The 24,044-nt window shown below is 61.6% G+C and carries 20 protein-coding genes and 1 tRNA gene; 11 read left to right on the top strand and 10 right to left on the bottom strand.

What is annotated here, in order from left to right; all coding sequences use genetic code 11:
- Positions 1–62 precede the first annotated feature (62 nt).
- Positions 63–2,777: a pyruvate dehydrogenase (acetyl-transferring), homodimeric type gene (gene aceE, locus ACYPXD_RS13680; protein WP_459712000.1), complete on the bottom strand. Its 2,715-nt coding sequence runs from the start codon at positions 2,775–2,777 to the stop codon at positions 63–65.
- A gap of 274 nt (positions 2,778–3,051) precedes the next feature.
- Between aceE and fixL the strand changes: the two genes are divergently transcribed.
- The 6 genes from fixL to ACYPXD_RS13650 all read left to right on the top strand — a co-directional run bounded on the left by fixL (position 3,052) and on the right by ACYPXD_RS13650 (position 12,577).
- A complete protein-coding gene (gene fixL, locus ACYPXD_RS13675; RefSeq protein WP_459711998.1) occupies positions 3,052–5,568 on the top strand; it encodes an oxygen sensor histidine kinase FixL in 2,517 nt (838 codons plus the stop codon).
- The gene (gene fixJ, locus ACYPXD_RS13670) at positions 5,565–6,209 is read left to right on the top strand and encodes an oxygen response regulator transcription factor FixJ (RefSeq protein ID WP_075156744.1); all 645 of its coding nucleotides are present in this window, start codon (positions 5,565–5,567) and stop codon (positions 6,207–6,209) included. The genes fixL and fixJ overlap by 4 nt, the downstream gene beginning before the upstream one ends.
- A gap of 406 nt (positions 6,210–6,615) precedes the next feature.
- Positions 6,616–8,019, top strand: coding sequence for a DUF3300 domain-containing protein (locus ACYPXD_RS13665; protein ID WP_459711995.1), 1,404 nt, complete (start codon positions 6,616–6,618; stop codon positions 8,017–8,019).
- A gap of 21 nt (positions 8,020–8,040) precedes the next feature.
- Positions 8,041–9,012: a DUF2950 domain-containing protein gene (locus ACYPXD_RS13660; RefSeq protein WP_459711993.1), complete on the top strand. Its 972-nt coding sequence runs from the start codon at positions 8,041–8,043 to the stop codon at positions 9,010–9,012.
- Positions 9,013–9,280: 268 nt separating this feature from the next.
- Positions 9,281–10,138, top strand: a complete 858-nt coding sequence (gene folD, locus ACYPXD_RS13655) for a bifunctional methylenetetrahydrofolate dehydrogenase/methenyltetrahydrofolate cyclohydrolase FolD (RefSeq protein ID WP_459711991.1) — start codon at positions 9,281–9,283, stop codon at positions 10,136–10,138.
- Positions 10,139–10,471: 333 nt separating this feature from the next.
- A complete protein-coding gene (locus ACYPXD_RS13650) occupies positions 10,472–12,577 on the top strand; it encodes a M3 family metallopeptidase (RefSeq protein WP_459711988.1) in 2,106 nt (701 codons plus the stop codon).
- A 123-nt stretch (positions 12,578–12,700) separates the two neighbouring features.
- On the opposite strand, the gene dinB is transcribed toward ACYPXD_RS13650, so the two are convergent.
- The gene (dinB, locus tag ACYPXD_RS13645; RefSeq protein ID WP_459711986.1) at positions 12,701–13,990 is read right to left on the bottom strand and encodes a DNA polymerase IV; all 1,290 of its coding nucleotides are present in this window, start codon (positions 13,988–13,990) and stop codon (positions 12,701–12,703) included.
- Between the two features lie 144 nt (positions 13,991–14,134).
- On the opposite strand from dinB, the gene ACYPXD_RS13640 reads away from it, so the two are divergent.
- A complete protein-coding gene (locus ACYPXD_RS13640; RefSeq protein ID WP_459711984.1) occupies positions 14,135–14,833 on the top strand; it encodes an aspartate/glutamate racemase family protein in 699 nt (232 codons plus the stop codon).
- 150 nt (positions 14,834–14,983) lie between these two features.
- Positions 14,984–15,367 (top strand): hypothetical protein, encoded by a 384-nt coding sequence (locus ACYPXD_RS13635; protein WP_459711982.1) that lies wholly within the window; start codon positions 14,984–14,986, stop codon positions 15,365–15,367.
- A gap of 18 nt (positions 15,368–15,385) precedes the next feature.
- Here the strand turns inward: ACYPXD_RS13635 and ACYPXD_RS13630 are convergent, their stop codons facing one another.
- The 3 genes from ACYPXD_RS13630 to ACYPXD_RS13620 all read right to left on the bottom strand — a co-directional run bounded on the left by ACYPXD_RS13630 (position 15,386) and on the right by ACYPXD_RS13620 (position 17,826).
- Positions 15,386–15,787, bottom strand: a complete 402-nt coding sequence (locus tag ACYPXD_RS13630) for a hypothetical protein (RefSeq protein ID WP_459711980.1) — start codon at positions 15,785–15,787, stop codon at positions 15,386–15,388.
- Between the two features lie 108 nt (positions 15,788–15,895).
- The gene (locus tag ACYPXD_RS13625) at positions 15,896–16,939 is read right to left on the bottom strand and encodes a hypothetical protein (RefSeq protein ID WP_459711978.1); all 1,044 of its coding nucleotides are present in this window, start codon (positions 16,937–16,939) and stop codon (positions 15,896–15,898) included.
- A gap of 248 nt (positions 16,940–17,187) precedes the next feature.
- Positions 17,188–17,826 carry a LysE family translocator gene (locus ACYPXD_RS13620; protein ID WP_459713295.1) on the bottom strand — a complete coding sequence of 213 codons (639 nt, stop codon included), beginning with the start codon at positions 17,824–17,826 and terminating at the stop codon, positions 17,188–17,190.
- Positions 17,827–17,928: 102 nt separating this feature from the next.
- Between ACYPXD_RS13620 and ACYPXD_RS13615 the strand changes: the two genes are divergently transcribed.
- Positions 17,929–18,780 carry a LysR substrate-binding domain-containing protein gene (locus ACYPXD_RS13615; protein ID WP_459711976.1) on the top strand — a complete coding sequence of 284 codons (852 nt, stop codon included), beginning with the start codon at positions 17,929–17,931 and terminating at the stop codon, positions 18,778–18,780.
- 43 nt (positions 18,781–18,823) lie between these two features.
- A complete protein-coding gene (locus ACYPXD_RS13610) occupies positions 18,824–19,066 on the top strand; it encodes a hypothetical protein (RefSeq protein ID WP_459713385.1) in 243 nt (80 codons plus the stop codon).
- Here the strand turns inward: ACYPXD_RS13610 and ACYPXD_RS13605 are convergent.
- From ACYPXD_RS13605 to ACYPXD_RS13595, 3 genes are all read right to left on the bottom strand, one after another.
- Positions 19,053–19,556, bottom strand: a complete 504-nt coding sequence (locus ACYPXD_RS13605; RefSeq protein WP_459711974.1) for a transglycosylase SLT domain-containing protein — start codon at positions 19,554–19,556, stop codon at positions 19,053–19,055. The genes ACYPXD_RS13610 and ACYPXD_RS13605 overlap by 14 nt on opposite strands.
- Positions 19,553–19,879 (bottom strand): hypothetical protein, encoded by a 327-nt coding sequence (locus tag ACYPXD_RS13600; RefSeq protein ID WP_459711972.1) that lies wholly within the window; start codon positions 19,877–19,879, stop codon positions 19,553–19,555. Before ACYPXD_RS13600 ends, ACYPXD_RS13605 begins: the two co-directional genes overlap by 4 nt.
- Before the next feature lie 110 nt (positions 19,880–19,989).
- A tRNA-Met gene (locus ACYPXD_RS13595) sits at positions 19,990–20,066 on the bottom strand.
- A 288-nt stretch (positions 20,067–20,354) separates the two neighbouring features.
- Between ACYPXD_RS13595 and xth the strand changes: the two genes are divergently transcribed.
- Positions 20,355–21,131 carry an exodeoxyribonuclease III gene (gene xth / locus ACYPXD_RS13590; RefSeq protein WP_459711970.1) on the top strand — a complete coding sequence of 259 codons (777 nt, stop codon included), beginning with the start codon at positions 20,355–20,357 and terminating at the stop codon, positions 21,129–21,131.
- 68 nt (positions 21,132–21,199) lie between these two features.
- On the opposite strand, the gene ntrC is transcribed toward xth, so the two are convergent.
- Positions 21,200–22,726, bottom strand: coding sequence for a nitrogen regulation protein NR(I) (gene ntrC, locus ACYPXD_RS13585; RefSeq protein WP_459713292.1), 1,527 nt, complete (start codon positions 22,724–22,726; stop codon positions 21,200–21,202).
- Positions 22,727–22,823: 97 nt separating this feature from the next.
- Positions 22,824–23,984: a nitrogen regulation protein NR(II) gene (gene glnL, locus ACYPXD_RS13580; protein WP_459713290.1), complete on the bottom strand. Its 1,161-nt coding sequence runs from the start codon at positions 23,982–23,984 to the stop codon at positions 22,824–22,826.
- Positions 23,985–24,044: the final 60 nt, after the last annotated feature.

The following is a 24,044-nucleotide window of genomic DNA, read 5'->3' as shown; positions in this document are numbered from 1 at the left end:
CGAGCGCACTCCGCCCGGCTGCGAAAGCGGAGTGCGCACGACGTCGCCGGGGAGGCGACGAGTTAGACGGTCATCGGGTTGGGTTTGGACGGGTCGAGGTTGTACTTCCTGATCGCGTCGGCCACGACCTTGCGCTCAATCGTACCCTCATCGGCAAGCGCATTCAGCGCTGCCACGGTGACCCAGTAGCGGTCGACTTCGAAGAAATGGCGCAGCTGTTCGCGCGTATCCGAACGGCCGAAACCGTCGGTGCCAAGCACGACGAAACGCTGCGGCACGAACGCGCGGATCTGCTCGGTCAGCGCGCGCACATAGTCGGTCGAGGCGATCACCGGCCCCTTCGCATCCTTGAGCAGCTTCTCGACGTGCGAGACCTTCTTCTCTTCCGTCGGATGCAGCAGGTTCCAGCGCTGCACTTCGTGGCCTTCGCGCGCGAGTTCGGTGAAGCTCGGCACGCTCCACAGGTCCGCGGCGACGTTCCAGTCGTTCTTCAGCAGATCGGCGGCGGCGATCACTTCGTTGAAGATCGTGCCCGCGCCCATCAGCTGCACGCGCGGCGCGCTTTTGCCGGATGCGGCATCGGCCTCCGCCTTGCGGAACGCGTACATGCCCTTGATGATGTCCGGCGCCACGCCGTCACCCTGCGGAATCGCCGGATGCTCGTAGTTCTCGTTCATCACCGTCAGGTAATAGAACACGTCCTCCTGCTCCTGCACCATCCGGCGCAGGCCATCCTGAATGATCACCGCAAGCTCGTAGCCGAAGGTCGGGTCGTAGCTGATGCAGTTCGGAATCGACGACGCCCACAGCAGCGAGTGGCCGTCTTCGTGCTGCAGACCTTCGCCGTTCAGCGTCGTGCGGCCCGCCGTGCCGCCCAGCAGGAAGCCGCGCGAGCGCATGTCGCCGGCGGCCCACGCGAGGTCACCGATGCGCTGGAAGCCGAACATCGAGTAGTAGATGTAGAACGGGATCATGATCTCGTTGTGCGTCGAGTACGCCGTCGCCGCCGCGATCCAGTCCGACATGCCGCCTGCTTCGTTGATCCCTTCCTGCAGGATCTGGCCGGTTTCCGATTCCTTGTAGAACATCAACTGGTCGGAGTCTTCCGGCACATACTTCTGGCCGTCCTGATTCCAGATACCGATCTGGCGGAACAGCCCTTCCATACCGAAGGTGCGCGACTCGTCCGGCACGATCGGCACGACCCGCTTGCCGAGCGTCTTGTCCTTCAGCAGGATGTTCAGGATCCGCACGAACGCCATCGTCGTCGAGATCTCGCGGCCTTCGCCGGTGCCCTTCAGGAGCGGTTCGAACACGGCGAGTTCCGGCACCGGCAGCGACTCCGCCGCCTTTTCACGACGCGCCGGCAGATAGCCGCCCAGTTCCTGGCGGCGGGCGCGCATGTACTCGAGTTCCTTCGAGCCTTCCTCGAACTTCAGATACGGGATGTGCGTGATGTCGTCGTCGGAAATCGGCAGGCGGAACTGGTCGCGGAACTGCTTGAGCGCCTCGACCTGCATCTTCTTCTGCTGGTGCGTGATGTTCATCGCCTGGCCGGCTTCGCCCATCCCGTAACCCTTGATCGTCTTCGCGAGGATCACGGTCGGCTGGCCCTTCGCCTCGGTCGCCGCCTTGTACGCCGCGAAGATCTTGTGCGGGTCGTGGCCGCCGCGATTGAGGTTCCACACTTCGTCGTCGGTCCAGTCGGCGACGAGCGCCTTCAGTTCCGGCGTGTTGAAGAAGTGCTCGCGCACGAATGCGCCCGACTCCGATTTATACGTCTGATATTCGCCGTCGACGACTTCCATCATGCGGCGCATCAGCGCGCCCGACCGGTCGCGCGCGAAGAGCGCATCCCAGCGGCTGCCCCAGACGACCTTGATCACGTTCCAGCCGGCGCCGCGGAATTCGCTTTCGAGTTCCTGGATGATCTTGCCGTTGCCGCGCACCGGACCGTCGAGACGCTGCAGGTTGCAGTTGATCACGAACACGAGGTTGTCGAGGCGCTCGCGGCCGGCCATGCCGATCGCGCCGAGCGATTCCGGCTCATCGGTTTCGCCGTCGCCGAGGAAGGCCCAGACCTTGCGGCCTTCGGTCTTGACGATGCCGCGCGCCTGCAGGTACTTCATGAAGCGCGCCTGATAGATGGCCATGATCGGGCCGAGGCCCATCGACACGGTCGGGAACTGCCAGAAGTCCGGCATCAGCCACGGGTGCGGATACGACGAGATGCCCTCGCCGCCGACTTCCTGGCGGAAGTTGTCGACCTGCTTTTCCGATAGCCGGCCCAGCAGGAACGCGCGCGAGTAAACGCCCGGCGACGAGTGACCTTGCACGAACACGAGGTCGCCGCCGTGATCGGCGGAAGGCGCATGCCAGAAGTGGTTGAAGCCGACGTCGTACAGCGTGGCCGCCGAGGCGAATGAAGCGATATGGCCGCCGACGTTGGTGTCCTTGCCCGCGCGCAGCACCATTGCCATGGCGTTCCAGCGCGTGTACGAGCGGATACGGTGTTCGATGTCCTGGTCGCCGGGAATCTTGGCCTGATTCGCGACCGGGATCGTATTGATGTAGGGGGTGTTGGCGGAGAACGGCAGATGTTCGCCGTGCACGCGCGCAAATTCGATCTGCTTTTCGATCAGGTAGTGAGCACGGTTCGGGCCCACAGCAGAAATCACGCCATCCAGCGCTTCGAGCCATTCAGCCGTTTCTTGCGGATCGCTGTCGTCTTTCGACGCGGCGACATACTTCAGTACTTCATCGGGTACAGCGGACATGCTCGTCTCCTGGATATAGAGGAACGCTCGTGAGTGGACGACGCGGACGAGGCACGGCCGCGGCAGTTTCGGCCGATTTTAATGATGCCCACGAGGTCCACGCAACAAAATTTTCGAATTGCGAGATGCTTTCTCATAATGCGGAAAATTGTTGCGGCGCACCCTGGTTTGACTGCCCATCTGCTGGTACGTGGACTAGTTTGCTCCTGTTAATGTGACTTTCGACGCTTTTCTGCGCGATTTCGGGCGGACCTGCTGCGCTACAATGCGGTCCATGTTGACCGATCGGCTTTTCACACGTTCGGCGCGGCCGTCCGGTTCGCCGGCGGATACGGCGCCGTCCCGCTGGCACCACGGACCGTGGTGGTCGAATTCCTATTTGCTGACGCCGCTGCTGTCTATTCTGGTGTTCCTCGTCGTAATGAGCCTCATCTTGTGGAGTCTCAACCGGCGCGAGCAGCAGCAGCAGGAAGACACGCTGTATCGAAACGTCGCCTGGGCGCAGCAGCAGATCCGCCTGTCAATGACAGGCGCGCAGGAACAGATCCAGGCGCTCTCGCGCGATCTGGTCACGGGCCGCGCGGACCCGCACTCCTTCCAGGTTTCCACCGCCGACATCATGCAGGGGCATCCCGAGATCCTCTACATGAACTGGTACACGTCCGAGTCCCAGCCGCGCTGGCCCAACACGCCGCTGCCGGTACTCGGCCAGCGCCTCGCCAAACCGAACGACCAGCAGATGGACGAGGCCGTCAAAGCCGCGTTCAACGAAGCGCGCACCACGCGCAGGCAGGTCTATTCGCCGCTCCTCTACGACGATCTCGGCAACGGCTATATCACGCTGCAAACGCCGGTTTATCGCGACCGCGAATTCCTCGGCAGCATTGCCGCGGTGTTCTCGGTCGAAGGCATGCTCAAGCGCGACATCCCGCCCGAACTGTCCGCGAAGTACAAGATTTCGATCATCGATATCAACAACCGCGAGCTCGCAACCACGTCGACGCGCCCTCGCCTGCCGCGCGACGCGTACTACGATCTGCCGCTCGATCCGCCGGGCCAGGGCATTTCGGTGCGCGTCTACGCCTACCCGCAGATGACGAACTTCACGAACAACACGCTCGTGTGGCTCGTCGCCGGTTTGTCGTGCTTCGTGCTGTGGAGCCTGTGGAGTTTGTGGAAACACACGCGGCAGCGCTTCGAGGCGCAGCAGGCGCTCTATGCGGAAGCGTTCTTCCGGCGCGCGATGGAAAACTCGGTGCTGATCGGCATGCGCGTGCTCGACATGCATGGCCGCATCACGCACGTGAACCCGGCGTTCTGCCGCATGACGGGCTGGGACGAGATCGACCTCGTCGGCAAGACCGCGCCGTTCCCGTACTGGCCGCGCGATTCGTATCCGGAGATGCAGCGGCAACTCGACATGACCTTGCGCGGCAAGGCGCCGTCGTCGGGTTTCGAATTGCGCGTGCGGCGCAAGGACGGGTCGCTCTTTCATGCACGGCTGTATGTATCGCCGCTGATCGACAGCTCGGGACGGCAGACCGGCTGGATGTCGTCGATGACCGACATCACCGAACCGAAGCGCGCGCGCGAAGAACTCGCCGCCGCGCACGAACGCTTCACCACCGTGCTCGAGAGCCTCGACGCCGCGGTGTCGGTGCTGGCCGCCGACGAAGCCGAACTGCTGTTCGCGAACCGCTATTACCGGCACCTGTTCGGCATCCGCCCGGACGGCCATCTCGAACTGGCGGGCGGTGGCGGTTTCGATAGCTCGCAGGCGTCGTCCGATTCGATCGACATGGTCGATACGTATGCGGGCCTGCCCGCCGCCGCACTGACCGAAAGCACGGCCGATGCGCAGGAAGTGTATGTGCAGAGCATCCAGAAGTGGTTCGAAGTGCGGCGCCAGTACATTCAGTGGGTCGACGGCCATCTTGCGCAGATGCAGATCGCAACCGACATCACCACGCGCAAGCAGGCGCAGGAACTCGCACGCCAGCAGGACGAGAAACTGCAGTTCACGAGCCGCCTGATGACGATGGGAGAAATGGCGTCGTCGCTCGCGCACGAGTTGAACCAGCCGCTCGCCGCGATCAACAACTATTGCTCTGGCGCGGTTGCGCTGGTTAAATCTGGGCGGACAACTCCCGACAATCTGCTGCCGGTGCTGGAAAAAACCGCGCAGCAGGCCGTGCGGGCCGGCATGATCATCAAGCGGATCCGTGAATTCGTGAAACGCAGCGAACCGAAGCGCCAGGCCACCCGCGTCGCCGATATCGTCGCCGATGCGGTCGGGCTTGCCGAACTCGAAGCCCGCAAGCGCCGCATTCGCATCGTCACCGATATCCGCTCGCGACTGCCGGTCATCTATGTCGATCCGGTGCTGATCGAGCAGGTGCTCGTCAACCTGCTGAAGAACGGCGCCGAAGCGATGCATGACGCGCGGCCCGATGCGGTCGATCCGGTGATCCGCGTGATCGCGCGGCTCGAGGCGGGCAATGTGTGCATCAGCGTCGTCGATCAGGGCCCCGGTGTCGACGAAGCGACCGCCGAGCATCTGTTCGAACCGTTTTACAGCACGAAGTCGGACGGCATGGGCATGGGCCTCAATATCTGCCGGTCGATTATCGAGTCTCACCGCGGCCGCCTGTGGGTGGTGAACAACGTCGAAGCGGACGGCCACATCACCGGTGCCACTTTCCACTGCAGTCTGCCCATCGGCGAACCCGACGGCCCGAGCAACGGCGGGCACGAGGCGCCGACACCACAAACCGTTACGGGAGAGCTATGAACACCCCAGTCACCACACAGGAAACCGTGTTTGTCGTCGACGACGACGAGGCGGTGCGAGACTCGCTGCGCTGGCTGCTGGAAGCGAACGGTTATCGCGTGCAGTGTTTCTCGAGCGCCGAGCAGTTCATCGAGGCGTGGCAGCCGCATCAGCATCCGGGGCAGATCGCGTGCCTGATCCTCGATGTGCGGATGTCGGGCATGAGCGGGCTTGAATTGCAGGAGCGGCTGATCGCGGACAACACCTTGCTGCCGATCATCTTCGTGACGGGTCACGGCGACGTGCCGATGGCCGTCTCGACGATGAAAAAAGGTGCCATGGATTTCATCGAGAAGCCGTTCGACGAAGCGGAACTGCGCAAGCTCGTCGAGCGCATGCTCGACAAGGCGCGCAGCGAAAGCACCAGCGTGCAACAGCAGCGCGCGGCAGCCGAGCGCCTCGGCAAGCTCACCGCACGCGAGCATCAGGTGCTCGAGCGGATCATTGCGGGCCGCCTGAACAAGCAGATCGCCGACGACCTCGGCATCAGCATCAAGACGGTCGAAGCGCACCGCGCGAATATCATGGAAAAGCTGAACGTGAATACCGTCGCGGACCTGCTGCGCCTCGCGCTGTCGAACAAGCCGCAGCAGGCACAGTAACGCGAGCGCTTTAGCGCCAGCTCTTCTCACTTCTTCGCGGTAACGAAGCGGGCCATTGGCCCGCTTTTCTTTTGCGCTTTCCGTTGCGCCTTTCTTTTTTCTCCCCATACGTCAATTCATTAGCTATCCAAACATAGTTTGCATTGCATCGAACACATTCATTAACAGATGCGCGATGGATATAGGCAGCACACATGGATACCTCGTCATATCGGCAGTAGAACGTAAAACTTGGTGCCGTATCGATTGACAGCACTGCCTTTGGCCCCTACTTTTAAATATTCCATCATCGTCAGGAATGCCTCATGATTGACCGGCATCATGCCGCGGCACCTCGCTCTTTTTCGCAGCGTTGCCTTCTGCTTCGACGTCCGCTTCTTCGTGATCACGCAAGGAGGACATGAACATGAAACGTTCCGGAACACGTCAATGTGAGCTGCTGATGTGCGCAGCGCTCGTCGGCGCGCCGTTCATAGCCGGCATCGCCGGCATTGCAATGCCCACCGCCGCGCTTGCGCAAAGCGCGGCAAAAGTCTCCAGCCAGCAACTCGATTCGCTGACCGCCCCCATCGCGCTCTATCCCGACGCGCTGCTCGCACAGGTGCTGATGGCCGCGACCTTCCCGCAGCAGGTCCAGGAGGCCGCGCAATGGTCGAAGGCCAATCCGCAAAAGCAGGGCGACGACGCCGTCAAGGCGGTCGCATCGGAACCGTGGGACCCAAGTGTGCAGTCGCTCGTCGCGTTCCCCCAGGTGCTCGCGACGATGGCGTCGAAGCCCGATTGGGTCACGCAACTGGGCAATGCATTTCTCGCGCAGCCAAACGACGTGATGGATTCGGTGCAGCGCTTGCGCAAACAGGCGCAGCACGCGGGCAATCTGAAAACCAACGAGCAGCAGAAAGTGGTGGTCGAGCAGAGCACCATCCAGATCGTGCCGGCCAATCCGCAAGTGGTCTACGTCCCCACGTATAACCCGACCGTGGTGTACGGCGCGTGGCCCTACCCTGCCTATCCGCCCGTGTATGTGCCGCCGCCACCGGGCTACGCGATTGCGACCGGCTTCGCCACGGGCCTCGCATTCGGCGCCGGCGTCGCGGTTGCGAACTCGCTGTGGGGCGGTTTCAACTGGAACAACCATGACGTGAATATCAACGTCAATCGCTATAACAACATCAACGTCAACAATCGCATCAACACCAGCACGACGACAGCGAACTGGAATCGCAACGAGAGCATCAATCGAACGAACGCGAATATCAACCGCAGCACGAATTTGAACAGCGCGAACCTCAACAACGCGAATCTGGCTGCGCAGCGCGACGCGTATCGCGGCCGCGATGCGTCGCGCCAGCAGGCGCAGCAGGCCTTGCAGAACCGCACGGGACAAAATCTGAGCGGCTCGGCAAGCCAGCGGGTCAATAACATCCGTAGCGGCGGCGAGAACACGGGCAACGTCCGCAACAGCGCGCAGAACGTCAACCGCGACAATGCACTGCGCGGCGCCGGAGACGCCGGCACCGCGCGCTCGGACATGCAACGCGGGCAGGCGAGCCGCGAATCGCTCGCGAATAACAACGACGCACGCATGGGCGCCGGCGGCGCGGGCCAGCAGGCCAACGCGAATCGCCCCGGCGCGGATGGCGGCGGACAACGCGGCTTCCAGGGAGGCGACGCCCAGCGCGGCGGGGTCGAAGGCGGTGGGGTGCAGGGCGGCGGCGGGATGCAGGGTGGCGGATTGCAAGGTGGCGGAAGGTCCGGCGGTTTCGGCGGCGGCGGCGGCGGTGGACGCAACTTCGGCCGTGGCCGCTGATCACTCGACAAGGAGCCCAACATGAACCGCTTTTCCGCATCGCGCCCGCAACACGCACCGAACCTCGCGCATGGCGCGGCATCACATCATCACGCGGTCGCAAACCTTGCGCGCGGCGCGGCCGCTACGCTGATCGCCGTGGCCGCTCTGCTATGCCTCGCGCCTGCCGCGCGCGCGCAAGCTGTTTATCCGACCGCCGAGGCCGCCGCCGACGCATTCGTCAACGCGCTTGCCGTCAACGATCACGCGGCAATGAACCGCGTACTCGGCAGCCACTACCCGCACTACATTCCGACCACCGATATCGGCGAAGACGATATCTACGCGTTTCTCGGTCAGTGGGCCAAAGGCCATAAGATCGTCGACGATCCGACCTCGCGCAATGGCCGCCCGAGCGCGCATCTCGAAGTCGGCGACGGCGGCTGGACGCTGCCAATTCCGCTCGAGAAAGTCGCGGGCGGCTGGCGTTTCAACACGCCCGCCGCGACCGACGAAATGCTCACGCGCCGTATCGGTCGCAACGAGCGTTCGGCGATTCTGACGTCGCAAGCCTACGTCGATGCACAGAACGACTACCGGAACCTCACGCAGCACTACGCGCAGAAGTTCATCAGCTCGCCGCGTCAGCACGACGGCCTGTACTGGGACACAGCGCCGGGCGAAGCGGAAAGCCCGCTGGGACCGCTCGCCGCCACGATGCAGCGGCATATCGCACCGGGCGAGGCGTATCACGGCTATCACTTCCGCATTCTCACCGCGCAAGGCGCGCATGCGAACGGCGGCGCGCAAAGCTATCTGCAGGATGGCGTGCTGAAGAGCGGTTTCGCGCTCGTTGCGTGGCCCGCCGAATACGGCAAGACAGGCGTGATGAGCTTCATCGTCAATCAAGATGGGCAGGTGTATCAGAAGGATCTGGGCCGGCGCACGACGAGTGCGGTCGATGCGATCCGCTCGTACGATCCCGATTCGTCGTGGCAGCGGGCACAGCCCTGAACGCGCGCTGGCGTCGAGCGGCGCCCTGAGCGCCGTCGTCAAGGCGGCACAAGGGCAATGCAAGGGCCAACACAAGGGTCAACACAAGGGCCAACACAAGGGCCAACACAAAGCAGCGACGGTATAATGGCGTAGTGAAAATCGCGGCGCAGTTTTCTGCGCCGCGTGTGTTTCGTGCGACTGCTTCGGCGCGCTTCTGCGATGCTGCGAGGCGCTGTCGCCGACGCCTGATCCAGGTGTTCTTCTCACTGCCCATTCCCAACCGACCATGACAGCCACCCTGATCGACGGCACCGCCCTTTCGAAGACTTTGCGCGCCGATGTCGCGTCGCGCGCCGCCGCGTTGACCGCGCGAGGCCATCAGCCGGGCCTCGCAGTCGTGCTCGTCGGCGACAATCCGGCGAGCGAGGTCTATGTCCGCAACAAGGTGAAGGCCTGCGAGGACAATGGCTTCCACTCGTCGTACGACCGCTATCCGCCGACGATGTCCGAGGCCGACCTGCTCGCGCGCATCGACGAACTGAACCGCAACCCGAAGATTCACGGCATTCTCGTGCAGCTGCCGCTGCCTGCGCATATCGATAGCCATAAAGTAATCGAAGCGATTGCGCCGGAGAAAGACGTCGACGGTTTTCACGTCGCGAATGCAGGCGCGCTGATGACGGGCAAACCGCTCTTCAGGCCGTGCACGCCGTACGGCATCATGAAAATGTTCGACGCATACGGCATTTCGCTGAAGGGCGCGAATGCGGTCGTGATCGGCCGCTCGAATATCGTCGGCAAGCCGATGGCCCTGCTGCTGCTCGACGCCGGCGCGACCGTGACGATCTGCCACAGCAAGACGCGCGATATCGGCGCGCATACGCGTGAGGCCGATGTCGTGGTCGTCGCGACCGGCATCCGCAACATCCTGACAGCCGATATGGTGAAGCCGGGCGCAGCCGTCATCGACGTCGGCATGAATCGCGACGAGGCGGGCAAGCTCTGCGGCGATGTCGACTTCGCCGGCGTCAAGGAAGTGGCCGGTTATCTGACGCCGGTGCCGGGCGGCGTCGGGCCGATGACGATCACGATGCTGCTCGTCAACACGATCGAAGCGGCCGAACGCGCGGCAGGCAAGCAGTAACGCACACGCGGGCGATGCGCCGCGAGGCGCATCGGTGGCGGGTGCGCGGGTGCGCGGGTGGCATACCGCCAATTATCGCAACACCGTGCAGCAGCGCACGTAGCGCTGCGGCCGCGCCGTCACGTTGCAGTGCAAATATGCGTATCCTTGGGTTTGGTCCGGCGGCGACCCCCGCGCTCTTTCCGCGCTTTCGGATCTTTCTGCTATTCGTCCGGCAGTCGCGGACTGGAAACGGCAGGCGTCGCCCCCATAGTCGAATAACGGGGCGCGACTGCGCCCTGCAAGCGTCAACGTTTGAGTCTCTTCAACATCACGCGACAGACAGGAAGCACCATGTCCACTACCCAATCGACCTCCGACAATCCGCTCCTCGATTTCACCGATCTGCCGCGTTTCGGCGAGATCCGTCCTGAACATGTGACGCCTGCGCTCGACGTGCTGCTTGCCAACGCAACGGCCGCGGTCGATCGCGCGAGCGAACCTGCGACACCGGCATCGTGGGCCGATATTGTCGAAACGGTCGAACGCGCGACCGAGCCGCTGTCGCGCGCATGGGGGGTGATCGGCCACCTGAACGCGGTTGCGGATACGCCGGAACTGCGCGCCGTCTACGGCGAAAACCTGCCGCGCGTGACCGAATTCTGGTCGAGCGTCGGCCAGAACCTTGCACTGTACGAGAAGTACAAGGCCATCGCGGCGAGCGGCGACTATGCGACGCTCACCGGCGAGCGCAAGAAGATTCTCGAAAACGCGCTGCGCGATTTCCGTTTGTCGGGCGCCGAATTGCCCGAAAACCAGAAGCCGCGTTTCGCGGAACTGCAGGAACGGCAGGCGGGATTGTCGAAGGCGTTTTCCGATCACGTGCTCGATGCGACGAACGCGTACGCGTATGTCGCCGAAGCACAGCAAGAACTTGCGGGCCTGCCCGAAGACGTGATTGCCGCCGCACGCGAAGCCGCGGAACGCGACGGCAAACCCGGCTGGAAATTCACGCTGCATTTCCCGTCGTACTTCCCGGTCATGCAATACGCAGAACACCGGCCGATGCGCGAAGCGATGTACCGCGCGTATGTGACGCGCGCGTCGGAGCTCGGTCCGCAGTACGGCAACGGCAACCCGGAATGGGACAACACGGCCAACGTCGCGGAACACCTGAAGCTGCGCGCCGAAGAAGCGAAGATGCTCGGCTACCGCAACTTCGCCGAAGTGTCGCTCGCGCCGAAGATGGCCGAGTCGCCGGCGCAGGTCATGGCCTTCCTCGAAGACCTCGCGACGCGCGCGCGGCCGCACGCGGAGCAGGACTGGAACGAGCTGCGCGAATTCGCCGCAAGCGAACTCGGCCTCGCCGATATGCAACCGTGGGACATGGCCTTCGCATCGGAACGCTTGCGTCAGAAGCGCTACTCGTTCTCGGAAAACGAGGTCAAGCAATACTTCCCTGAAGATGCTGTGCTCAAGGGCCTCTTCAAGGTCACCGAGACCTTGTTCGGCGTGCGCATCCGGCGCGACGAAGCGGCCGCGTGGCATTCCGACGTGCGCTTTTTCCGCGTTGAGAATTCCGACGGCGGACTCGTCGCGCAGTTCTATCTCGATCTCTATGCGCGCGAAGGCAAGCGTGGCGGTGCGTGGATGGACGACGCACGCACGCGCCGCAAGCCGATGCGGGGTCCCGTGCAGACGCCGGTCGCCTACCTCACCTGCAATTTCTCGGCGCCCATCGGCGGCAAGCCGGCCTGCTTCACGCACGACGAGGTGATTACGCTGTTCCACGAGTTCGGCCACGGGCTGCATCACATGCTCACACGTGTCGACGAACTCGGCGTGTCGGGTATCAACGGCGTCGAGTGGGACGCGGTCGAGCTGCCGTCGCAGTTCATGGAAAACTTCTGCTGGGAATGGGACGTGCTGAGCGATATGACCTCGCATGTCGATACCGCCGCATCGCTGCCGCGCGATCTGTTCGACAAGATGCTCGCCGCGAAGAATTTCCAGAGCGGCTTGGGCACGCTGCGGCAAATCGTGTTCTCGATGTTCGACATGAAGCTGCATGTCGACTTCGATCCGGCTGGTTCGGAGAGCGCGAACGATCTCGCACGCGAGATCAACGAGCAGTTTCATGTGATTCCGCAGGCGTCGTTCTCGCGGTGGCCGAATACGTTCAGCCATATCTTCGCGGGCGGTTACGCGGCGGGCTATTACAGCTACAAGTGGGCGGAAGTGCTGTCGGCCGATGCGTATGCGGCCTTCGAAGAAGCGGCTCAAGCGACGGACGGCAGCGTGCTCGACGCCGATACGGGCACGCGCTATCGCCGCGAGATTCTCGAAGTGGGCGGCAGCCGGCCCGCGATGGAATCGTTCAAGGCGTTCCGCGGACGCGAGCCGAATATCGACGCGCTGTTGCGTCATAACGGGATGACAGAGCAGCCAGCGACGCATTGAGTCCGCGCGCGCGTGATTGAGGAGTGGAAATCGGGGCATTGCAGTGATCTGCGATGCCCTTTTTTCTGCGTCTGCGATGCACACGCGCCTTGGGTTCAGCGCGTGCATCGCGCCTCGACAGAATCAATCCTGTGCAGAATCGGGATCTATATCGGCTTCGAGCGTTTCATCGGCCAGCGCATTGACCTCAATCGCGACCTCGCCCGCGTCCTCATTCGCGTCCTCATTCGCGTCTTCGATTGGGTCCGCGGTTTCGTCATCGAACAGATCGAACTGCCCACGTTTCGCGAGGCTGTCTTCTTCAAGGCGAACCCCAGCGCCAAGCAGCCGTACCGGTTTGCTGCGCCGCGCGAAGCCTTTTTCGAGCAACACCAGCAACGTGGGCAGATGCGTGACATTGCCGACGCACTCGACCGTCGTGCGCTGGAAATCGGCAAAGCGGATCTTCACGAACAGCTTGCGGACCGCGGCGGCCGCGCCCGAGCGCTCGATGCGCACATCGAGTTGCCCGGCCAGTTCGCGCAGTTCGTGCGAACATTCGTCGAACGTGCGCAGGTCGGTCACATACGTGGTTTCGACGCTGATCGACTTGCGTTCCTGATGCGCGCGCACGGGCCGATCGTCGATACCGCGCGACAGTTCGTACAGACGCTTGCCGAACACGCCGAAATGCCGATGCAAATCGACGAGTGGCCATTCGCGCAACTGTGCGCACGTGGTGAGCCCGAGCTTTTCGAGCTTCGCGGCCGTCACCTTGCCGACACCGAAGATCTTGCGCACCGGCAACGCGGCCACGAACGCGTCGACTTCCGACGGGCGCACGACGTATAAGCCATCGGGCTTGTTCCAGTCCGATGCGATCTTCGCGACGAACTTGTTCGGCGCAACGCCCGCCGACACGGTGACGCCCACCGTCTCGCGCACGCGCGCGCGGATTTCTTCGGCCATCAGCGTTGCGCTGCCCTTGCACCGATCGGTGCGTGTGACGTCGAGATACGCCTCGTCGAGCGACAGCGGCTCGACATCGGCCGTGTAGTCGCGATAGATCGCCATGATCTGCCGCGACGCGACGCGGTACTTCTCCATGGCCGTGGGCAGGATCAGCAGGTCCGGACACTTGCGCAACGCGAGCGCCGACGACATGGCCGAATGCACACCGAAACGCCGCGCCTCGTAGTTGCACGTCGCAACAACACCGCGATGTTCGGGACGGCCGCCCACCGCGAGCGGGCGACCGCGCAGCGATGGATCGTCCCGCATTTCGACCGACGCGTAAAAGCAGTCGCAGTCGCAATGAATGATCTTGCGGACAGGCGACGCGAGCGGCCCGGTGAGCGGAGCAATAAGTGACGCTTCCACCGGTGACAGCGAGGCATCGGGCGGATTCAAAGTGTTAACACTGTACAAAAACACAGTAGCTTAATCAAGCCATCCGCGACGAATTTTCCGCCCGGCGTACTGGTCGAAAGCGACTGATCCGTACCGCTGCGACCGCGCTGCCGCGGCCTATACTCGCCGCTGATCATCACCATGCGCGCATTGGCGCACGAAACCACGATGAAAACCATTGGCGTGATCGGGGGCATGAGCTGGGAATCATCCACCGAGTACTACCGGCTGCTGAACCGCCACGCGAAAGCGCGGCTCGGCGGCCATCACAACGCACGCAGCCTGATGCTGACCGTCGATTTCGCTTCGATCGAAGCCGACCAGCGCGCGGGCGCGTGGGACAGGCTCGGCGATCAGATGGCCGATGCCGCGCAACGCCTCGAGCGCGGCGGCGCCGATATCGTGATACTCGCGACGAATACGATGCATCGCGTGTACGAGTCGGTCGAGAGCGCGATCGGCGTGCCCTTCCTGCATATCGCCGATCCGACGGGCGAGGCGTTGCGCGCGGCGGGCATCGAGCGTGTCGGCCTGCTCGGCACGCGATATACGATGGAACAGCCGTTCTACGCGGGGCGACTGCGCGAGCGGTTCGGCCTCGATACGCTCGTTCCCGATGACGATGCGCGGCACGACGTGCACCGGATCATCTACGACGAACTATGTCATGGCGTGATCGATGCGCAATCGCGCAAGGTCTATCAGCGCGCCATCGACGAGATGGCGGCAAGAGGCGCTCAAGCCGTGATTCTCGGATGCACGGAGATCACGCTGCTGATCAAACAGGAAGACACTTCGTTACCTGTCTTCGACACGACCGCACTGCACGCGCAAGCGGCGGTGGATTGGGCGATACAGAACCGGTAGACGCATCGGCGGACCGTGCTTCATATTTTGCGTCGACCGGTTGATAAGGATCACGTATCGATGCGATATACTGCGTCGTCATGTTGAAGCATGCACCCACACTTGTCGAAGACCGACAAGTGACTGTATTCCGTCCAAGGAGATCAGACGATGACGACCGACACATCGCCGCAGAGCACCACGCAATCACAGCAGGACACCCGCGTGGTGCTTCTCGAACGCATCGTCGATAGTGCGCTCATTGCCGGACATCGGCATGTCGAGCAGTTTACGCGTCTCGCCGCATTGGCCCGTGTAATCGCGAACGAACATATTTCGTCTGAAGACCGGCTGACGCTTATCAGAGTAATGGAGAATATTGCCCACCACGCCGAACTCGACGCGACGCTTGATGTGGAATTTTTCGGAGGTGTCCGCGCGGGTCAGGTGATTGGAAGAATGGTTCGGATGGCGGGAAGAAAAGGCGCTGTACAGAATGCTTGCGCAGGTGACGCTGCGGAGGCGGGCGTCACGAAAGGTGTCACGAAACATTAGTAAGCCTTGATCTCCCCACTACCCCTCATGTTCCGCGTTACCGTTGCGGGTCGATGCGTTGACGTCGCCGCCATGGTTTTTTGTGCCTGAAGCCGACGGTGCAGCCATTGTGGCGGAAACAATCGCTACACCGAGCGCCGCGAAGAGCCCGAGATAAATGACCCACCATGCAACCCATACGACCATTTGCGCGCTTCCCTCTGGAAACCAGATCAACCCAAGGCCGTGACGCAAGGTCAGGCACGATACGATCAGGATCACAAAGACGAAGAAAAATGCGATCCCAATCTTTTGCTGTTTCGCACGCGAACAGGTACTCAGCGCGGCAAACGACGTAAGACAAACAAGGGGTCCGATAATCGACGCTATGACGTTCAACGCTGGTTGAAAGAAGTTGCTGACCAGCCCGATGTTCGTCAATTTCTCCTGCCATGGGCCGATCACGGTCGCGAAGGACGCGAGACCCCATGCATGCCATTTGGCGAAGAAATCCTGCGACGACGGCAGTTGCGGCATGATGTGTCCGTGTCACTCAGAAGGCGCCGGCGACATTGCCAATGGCTTATCCGGTGCGATTGGCTCGACGGAGTAGTAGCGAATGTCCACGCTGGCCAGAACCGTATCGGAGCCGATTGCAACGATCTCCAAAGTTGAAGTCGAGAGCGTCAGGGTCGACCCGGGGTGTTTTTGCAAGTCTTCCGAACCTTCGAAGCTCTGCCGTTTTCCTGGCCAGTTTCTCAATGGCATTGCCTCGGACGTGCGAAAAACCATGCGATGTAATTCCGGATCCCGGATTCGCATTGCAAAGTACACAGACTGCTTGTCGGCAGAGATCTTCCCGAACTGATAGTCGCAAGCGTTCCGTACGGCGATCAACGCGCCACTTTGTGTGTCGATTTTCGGATCCGATGAGAACTTCATCGCGAAGCTGACCAGAAATTCAGCGTTGTCCTCGACCGATCGCATGATCTGTTCGCGTGTCAAATACGTCGGGTCTTTCGATACCGTATGCGCAACGCGCTCGAGATCCGGAAGAAACGCCGCCACTTCCGTTTCCAGTTCATCGTTCGAGGACAACGCATGCGGGGCATCTGCAGACGCAGACGCTGAAGCCAATCCGCTCGCACCCGGCTGCATGGAATCCGCGGTCTGCCCTGCCTGCGAATTGAAGACGGTCTGAACATCGACCTTGTCGGGGACGGCCCCATACCAGAGCGGTACCGCGCGGTGAATCGGGCTTCCTTCAGACGACGTGAAATACGCGTACGCAACCTGGTCCGGCGGAATGATCGTGCTCAGTCCGACTTCGCTCCAATTGATAAATAGCGCCCGCTTAGGGGTATTGTTGCGAACACAATGGCAATACGATCGACCGTGGTTAGGCTCCGGACTCACCCACGACCACGATTGATATTCGAAGACGTACCCGCCAGAATTGTGTCCACCACCGGTCAACGGATTGGGACACACGTCCCGGCCATCCGCCATCGTCGGTGGAAAGACGATCGCAGCGACACACAGTACCCATGCCTGAATGCACGCCCTTGTGGTCCAGCCAATTCTGATGCTCATGGCGGTCCCCTCACAGTGCTTACTTCGCGACTTATCGTCGATAGATTCGATTCGATAAGTTGCTTAGTTATACAACATGGTTTTCGCAAGAGGAGTCGCGATAATGAAACGGCATTGTAGATCTGCGCTTGTCGAAAAGCGCTATTCCAATGCATTTAAAGAAAACCGCCTGTGAATACAAATAATCAGATTAGTTGTTTATGCAATCAGCATTTGCAGTCTTTCCGTGTAGTCGATGACAAAGAGCCTCAAACCGGCACGGCCCAATACCACGCATCGACACCCAACTTCACCCCGAGCGCCGCGAGCATTAACCCCATCGCCCAACGCTGCGCAAGCAGCCAGCGCGGCCGGCTCGCAATCAATCCCGCGACGCTGCCCGACGACACGGCAACCAATGCGTTAACTGAAGCAAATGCGACGATGAGTGAACCACCGAGCGTCAGCGACTGCCGCAGCACACTGCCCGTCCGGTAATCGATAAATTGCGGCAGCAGCGACAGAAAAATCAGCGCGAGCTTCGGATTCAGCAGACTGGTGGCCGCGCCCATCGCAAACAGACGGTGCGGCCCTTCGATTCGAACTTCCGCGATCTGTAATGGCGAACGGCCACCGGGCCTGAGCGCCTGGCAGGCGAGATAAAGCAGATAAAGCGCACCGCAAGCAGCAAGGACGCGACATGCGCCGGGAATCGCAACAAATAGCGCCGTAATTCCGAATGCTGCGCCGAACATATAGAACAGATACCCAAGCATAACGCCGCTCAGCGATATCAACCCCGCCCTCGGGCCTTGCCCGACCGAGCGCGACATCACATAGACCATATTCGGGCCCGGCGTCACGGCCAGCATGCCGCCCACGGTCAAGAATTCGGTCATCGTTCCCATTTGCTTCTCCATGCCTGTCATCGAGCCTGCTGCCAGTATCCGACCAGCCAGTACACGAGTAAAACGGATTAAACTGAGCGTATTAATCAGATTTTCTGAATTATGAAAAAGCTCGATCTCGATGTACTGGAAATGGTCGTGGCAGTTGCGGATACCGGGTCGTTCGTCCGCGCGGCGCAATCGGTGCATCGATCGCCGTCGGCGGTCAGCATGCAGATCAAGGCGATCGAGGAAGCGCTCGGCAAGCCGCTCTTCACGCGAACCACGCGCGACGTTGTCCTGACACAGGAAGGCAGGATGCTCGCCGACTACGGCCGGCAGATGCTCGCGATGCGCGAGGAAGCATGGGCATCGGTGGTTCGGCCTGAAATGCGCGGGCGTGTGACGATCGGCGTGCCCGACGATTATGCGTCGTCTCTGCTGCCCGCCGTGTTGCGGAAGTTCGCGGTTGCGCATCCGCGTGTGGAGATCCGCGTGATCGGGCTGCCGAGTAGCGGACTCGTTCCGTTGCTCAAGGACAATACGCTTGACCTCGCCTGTTTCACGAAAGCGCGCGGCGTATCTGGTGAATTTATCCGCTTCGAGCCGATGGTCTGGGCCGCGGCACGCGGCAAGCAGCAGGTGTGGAAGGAACGCCCGCTGCCGATCGCCGTATTCGAGCAAGGAAGCGCCGCCCGTGCGCATGCAACGACAGCCTTGCAACAGGCAGGCATCCGCTTCCGGATGTCCTACGAGAGCCCGAGTCTGCTCGGACTGTTCGCCATGGTCGAAGCGGGTCTTGCGGTTGCGCCGCTCGCGAGGTGCAGTGTGCCGAATTATCTTGCGCCACTCGGCGAAGCCGAAGGTCTGCCGCCGCTTCCCGAACTCGAAGTGATACTGGCGCGCAGTGCGCGATCGGCGAGGCCGCCGTGCGATTTTCTGGCGGAGCAGATTTTGACGGACTTGCGAGCCTGAGATCGGCATGTCCCGAAGGGGAAACTGTCTGGACAACGCCGCTATGGAAAGCTTCTTCGCGACACTGAAGTCGGAATTCTTCCGCCTCAACCGATTCACCACCATCTGTGCCAAGCCGACAATCGGTGACGACTTCCATGCTCGACGCCGCATGATGAAAGAAACCCAGAGCAAGCGGGAAAAGTATGTTCCTGACATGCTGCCTCATTTCACCATGTCCCTAAGAAGTTGCATGTTTTCTGGACCATTCTTTAGCCTGTCTGCGCACGCCTTTATCGTCCTGTAATAGATGTCGTTAGTGACGCCGCGATACTTGATGTATGCCGCCACCGCCGGGTCGGCCACCCCTGCGCGTTCCTCAACAGCAAGGCAAGGTATTCCGTTCCTGTCTGTATGTTTGTTGCGTCTTCAACAAATTGCGCGCTGTCGTGAAGGCGATCGGCTTCCGCGTCAAGCGTGTCTTCGGTCTTGCGCGACGATCGCGGCAACCTGTTGTTCCTGATGCGGTATAGTTCGCGAACGGAGACCTTCAGCAACTGCATCAGGCCACGCGCCGAACTACCACTAGCACTGGCATTGCGATCGAATCGCGACTCCATGTAAATCTGGCAAATTATCAGATTGTCATCCAGTCCTGAACGATTGTTTGCCTCTACGGATCGCCGTATTTCGCGCAGGCGGCCCGAATCATCAATGCACACCGTCACGGGCGTAGTGTCGGATGTCGGCGTTAGGCGAGCTTTCTGAGTTTTGATTATCTTGTTCTTGCCTGTCATCGATACTTGTCCCAATCGGGATTAAGGACGGTTTCGTCTTCCAGGATATCAATGGTTGCCGAAATCCGTCCGGCGCCTGCCACCTTGCAGGTATGGCCTAGCGCGTCGGTCCGGCCTTTGACCTCCCGGCCATCCTCAGTAACGATCGTGTACGGTCTGTCTGCGAGAGCGGCACCAGTGCGTTCGTCCCTCAATACAAAGTGCGGGTCATACCCAGCAAGGGTGAAGCAATCCATCAGGATCGCGAATTGATTGGGCGTAGCTACAAGCGGGAATGCACGAAACGCGCAGGCAACAAAAAACCCGCTCGGAGCGGGTTCCATTGCGACGACAGTTCGCCTAAAATGCGCGGGCTTTGCCCTCAGTTTGCCCTAACAGCGAAACGGGGCAATTCACACGGGATGCAAAAACCGGCTGAAAGCCTTGCTGCACTTGGTTGCGGGGGTAGGATTTGAACCTACGACCTTCGGGTTATGAGCCCGACGAGCTGCCAGACTGCTCCACCCCGCGTCAGAGGAAACGGATTGTACTGAAGAGGCCGACGATCCGTCAAATTTATTTAAGACTTTTGGTGTAAGCCCGACGAACTGTTGGCCCTGGTGCTTCAACAAGCAACCATGACCGCCTCACTGCCCTTGCATCCAGTGCGACGCGCACGAGCCACGGGCGGCGCTATCATTCACAGCAAGGCCGATCTCCGCGCAGACCTTGCGCAGACTTCGCGACATCCGACCCGTTGAACACACGCGCTCGTTCAACGCGTTGGACCTTCAAACTTTTCGCTTAAAAAGCACGACAATGAAAATCGCCACCTGGAACGTCAACTCGCTGAAGGTCCGCCAGCAGCACGTGATCGACTGGCTCGAACTGAGCCAGACCGACGTGCTCTGCCTTCAGGAACTGAAGCTCCCCGACGAAAAATTCCCGCGCGCCGAGCTCGAGGAAAAGGGCTATCGCAGCTGGTTCGCCGGCCAGAAGACGTACAACGGGGTCGGCATTCTCGTGCGAAACGGTCTGCAGGTGGACGAAGTCAGCGTCGTGCGCAATATCCCCGGTTTCGAGGATCCGCAACAGCGCGTGATCGCCGCGACGATCGAAGGGATCCGCGTGATCAGCGCGTACTTCCCGAATGGCCAGGCGCCGGGCACCGACAAATTCGCGTACAAGCTGCGCTGGCTCGAAGCGATGCACAGCTGGCTCGCGGGCGAACTCGCGCAGCATCCGAAGCTCGCCCTGCTCGGCGACTACAACATCGCACCTGAAGACCGCGACGTGCACGACCCGAAGGCGTGGGAAGGCCAGAACCTCGTGTCGCCCGAAGAGCGCGCGGGCTTTGCGCGGCTCATCGAACTGGGCCTTGTCGATTCGTTCCGCCTCTTCGATCAGCCGGAAAAAACCTTCACGTGGTGGGACTACCGGATGCTCGCGTTCCGGCGCAACGCGGGCTTGCGCATCGACCATATCCTGTTGTCGAAGCCGCTCGCCGAAAGCTGCACGCATTGCGATGTCGACAAGACGCCGCGCAAATGGGACCAGCCGTCCGACCACGCGCCCGTCGTGGCGCTCACTGAATAAAAAAACGGCCCGGTGGCTTGGGCCATCGAGCCGTTGCGACCGGCAACGCAACACCCATCGAACCACCCTCAAGGTTCGAGATTCAGTTCCTGAATCTTGCGCGTAATCGTATTGCGGCCGATACCCAACCGCTCCGCCGCTTCCACTTTTCTCCCGCGTGTGAAATCGAGCGCTTCGCGAATCACCGCGGCTTCGAAGCGGCGCGACAGCTCGTCCATCACATCGGGCGAGTTTTCACGCAGCAGCCGCGCGACTTCGGTACGCAGGCCGCCTTCCCATGCGCTCGTCGCCGGCTGTACAGCCGATGGCACGCCCGGCGCCAGCACCACGCCGCCGGCCGCCAACGCAGCACCGCCCGAACCCACACCATTGACCGCGGCCATGTCCGCCGCAGCGCCGCCCGCTGCAACCGCACTTGCGGCATCAACCGGCGTCTGTCCCGCCGACACGAGATCCGGCGGCAAATCCTTGATCTCGATCGTCTGCGCGGGCGCCATCACGGTCAGCCAGTTTGCGAGATTCTCGAGCTGACGCACGTTGCCCGGAAACGGCAGCGACGTCAGATACGCCAACGCCTCGTCCGATACGCGCTTCGGTTCCACGCCGAGATCGCGCGCGCTCTTCTGCAGGAAATGCCGTGTCAGAAGCGGAATGTCTTCGCTGCGCTCGCGCAATGCCGGCAGACGCAGCCGGATCACATTGAGCCGGTGGTACAAGTCCTCGCGGAACAGGCCTTGCCGCACGCGCGCTTCGAGATTCTGATGCGTCGCGGCGATCACGCGCACATTCGCGCGCAATGGGTTATGTCCGCCGACCCGATAGAACTGTCCATCCGACAGCACGCGCAACAGCCGCGTCTGCAGATCGAACGGCATATCGCCGATTTCATCGAGAAAGAGCGTGCCGTTCTCGGCCTGCTCGAAGCGCCCCTGGCGCATCGCCTGCGCGCCCGTGAACGCGCCTCGCTCGTGACCGAATAGTTCGGATTCCAGCAGATCTTTCGGAATGGCTGCGGTGTTCAACGCGATAAACGGTCCGCTCGCGCGTGGGCTATGTCGGTGCAGCGCACGCGCGACGAGTTCCTTGCCGGTGCCTGATTCGCCGGTAATGAGCACGGTCGCCGCCGAATGCGACAGGCGGCCGATTGCGCGAAACATATCCTGCATCGCCGGCGCCTGACCCAGCATCTCAGGCGCTTCGGCAACGCGGTCGTCCCATGTCTGCTCGCCGCGCACGCTTTCGTCGACGGCGCGCCGGATCAGCTCGACCGCCTTGTCGACGTCGAACGGCTTCGCGAGATACTCGAACGCGCCGCCCTGAAATGCGGCCACGGCGCTGTCGAGATCCGAGAACGCGGTCATGATGATGACCGGCAGGCCGGGCACGCGGTCCCGCACGGTCTGCAGCAGTTCGAGCCCGGAGCCGCCCGGCATCCGGATATCGGACACAAGCACTTGCGGACTGTCGTGCTCGAGTGCGCCAGCTGCCTCGCGCACATTCGCAAAGCTGCGCGTCGCGAAGTTTTCGCGCGCGAGCGCTTTTTCAAGCACCCAGCGGATCGATTGGTCGTCGTCTACTATCCAGATCGGCTTCATATAGGTCGTCAGAAGTCTCGTGATGCGCGCCACATCCGGCATCGACGTGCGGTGCGCTTGTGGCGCTGCGTGTGGCGCGCTTGTGGCGCATTAAGGGTTAGCAGTCGAGCGGCAGCAAAATCTGAAACTCGGTATGGCCCGGGCGGCTTTCCACTTCGATCAGCCCTTCATGCTGTTGCACGAAGGTCTGCGCGAGCGTCAATCCAAGACCGCTCCCGTCCTCGCGCCCCGACACGAGCGGATAGAAAATGCGGTCTCGAATGTCTTCGGGAATGCCCGGCCCGTTGTCCACGATATGCAAGTCCAGTGCCAACTTGCACAACCGTTTGGCAATCGTCACCTTGCGCGCAATGCGCGTACACAATTCGATGCGTGCATCGCCTTGCGAGATGCGTTCGTGCAGCGCTTGCGCCGCATTGCGCACGATGTTCAGCACGGCCTGGATCAGCTGTTCCTTATCGCCGCGCAGGTCGGGCACGCTGACGTCATAGTCGCGCACCACCGTCAGGCCGCGCGGAAACTCCGCGAGAATCACCGCGCGCACGCGCTCGCATACCTCGTGAATATTGACGTCGCCGACGATATGCGGATGCCGGTGCGGCTCGAGCAGCCTGTCGACGAGCGTCTGCAGCCGGTCCGACTCCTTGATGACGACCTGCGTGTACTCGCGCAATTCGTCGCGCTCGCGCGCGCCCAGCTCGAACTCGAGCAGTTGCGCCGCGCCACGAATGCCGCCGAGCGGATTCTTGATCTCGTGCGCGAGATTGCGGATCAGTTGCTTGTTGACCGACGTCAGATCGTGAATGCGCTCTTCGCGGTCGGTACGTAAATGCCGCTCGTTTTCGAACAGCTCGAGCAGCACGTAATCCTGCGCGCTCTCGAGAAAACCGACGACGGCATGCACATGCAGCGGCTCGCGTCCCGGCCGTTCGAGCACCGCGTCGAGATGCGTCGCGTTAAAGCGATGGTCGGCGATCGCGGCGATCGTCTCCATCAGTTCATCGGCATTCGAAAACACGTCGTGCCATGCCATCTGCGTGAGCTGCCGGCGCGACAGCTCCAGCATCGATTCCGCCGATGGATTCGCAAACGCCACGCGCAGCGTGCGTTTCTCCAATACCAGCACGACCGTCGGCAATGCCTCGAAGCCCGGCAGCAAACCGGACTCGATAAGCTGCACGTCGCCCGACAACGGCTCGCCGCCGTGCCCGCCGTGGCCGTATCCCTTTCTTGCCTTGATCAGGTTCTTCAGTACCATCTTGCAGTCCGGCGGTGATGAGACGATAAAAAGCGCACGCCTCGTGCGCCGCAAACGTTG

The sequence above is a fragment of the Paraburkholderia sp. 2C genome (genome assembly GCF_054589215.1).
Note: the sequence above shows the minus strand (reverse complement) of the source record. Positions and strands in the feature narration are given on the sequence as shown.

Excerpts from the sequence above, each read along its gene's own strand:
- aceE (WP_459712000.1), bottom strand. The coding sequence starts at position 2,777 with ATGTCCGCTGTACCCGATGAAGTACTGAAGTATGTCGCCGCGTCGAAA.
- fixL (WP_459711998.1), top strand. The coding sequence starts at position 3,052 with ATGTTGACCGATCGGCTTTTCACACGTTCGGCGCGGCCGTCCGGTTCG.
- fixJ (WP_075156744.1), top strand. The coding sequence starts at position 5,565 with ATGAACACCCCAGTCACCACACAGGAAACCGTGTTTGTCGTCGACGAC.
- ACYPXD_RS13665 (WP_459711995.1), top strand. The coding sequence starts at position 6,616 with ATGAAACGTTCCGGAACACGTCAATGTGAGCTGCTGATGTGCGCAGCG.
- ACYPXD_RS13660 (WP_459711993.1), top strand. The coding sequence starts at position 8,041 with ATGAACCGCTTTTCCGCATCGCGCCCGCAACACGCACCGAACCTCGCG.
- folD (WP_459711991.1), top strand. The coding sequence starts at position 9,281 with ATGACAGCCACCCTGATCGACGGCACCGCCCTTTCGAAGACTTTGCGC.
- ACYPXD_RS13650 (WP_459711988.1), top strand. The coding sequence starts at position 10,472 with ATGTCCACTACCCAATCGACCTCCGACAATCCGCTCCTCGATTTCACC.
- ACYPXD_RS13640 (WP_459711984.1), top strand. The coding sequence starts at position 14,135 with ATGAAAACCATTGGCGTGATCGGGGGCATGAGCTGGGAATCATCCACC.
- ACYPXD_RS13635 (WP_459711982.1), top strand. The coding sequence starts at position 14,984 with ATGACGACCGACACATCGCCGCAGAGCACCACGCAATCACAGCAGGAC.
- ACYPXD_RS13625 (WP_459711978.1), bottom strand. The coding sequence starts at position 16,939 with ATGAGCATCAGAATTGGCTGGACCACAAGGGCGTGCATTCAGGCATGG.
- ACYPXD_RS13620 (WP_459713295.1), bottom strand. The coding sequence starts at position 17,826 with ATGGGAACGATGACCGAATTCTTGACCGTGGGCGGCATGCTGGCCGTG.
- ACYPXD_RS13615 (WP_459711976.1), top strand. The coding sequence starts at position 17,929 with ATGAAAAAGCTCGATCTCGATGTACTGGAAATGGTCGTGGCAGTTGCG.
- ACYPXD_RS13610 (WP_459713385.1), top strand. The coding sequence starts at position 18,824 with ATGGAAAGCTTCTTCGCGACACTGAAGTCGGAATTCTTCCGCCTCAAC.
- ACYPXD_RS13605 (WP_459711974.1), bottom strand. The coding sequence starts at position 19,556 with ATGACAGGCAAGAACAAGATAATCAAAACTCAGAAAGCTCGCCTAACG.
- ACYPXD_RS13600 (WP_459711972.1), bottom strand. The coding sequence starts at position 19,879 with ATGGAACCCGCTCCGAGCGGGTTTTTTGTTGCCTGCGCGTTTCGTGCA.
- xth (WP_459711970.1), top strand. The coding sequence starts at position 20,355 with ATGAAAATCGCCACCTGGAACGTCAACTCGCTGAAGGTCCGCCAGCAG.
- ntrC (WP_459713292.1), bottom strand. The coding sequence starts at position 22,726 with ATGAAGCCGATCTGGATAGTAGACGACGACCAATCGATCCGCTGGGTG.
- glnL (WP_459713290.1), bottom strand. The coding sequence starts at position 23,984 with ATGGTACTGAAGAACCTGATCAAGGCAAGAAAGGGATACGGCCACGGC.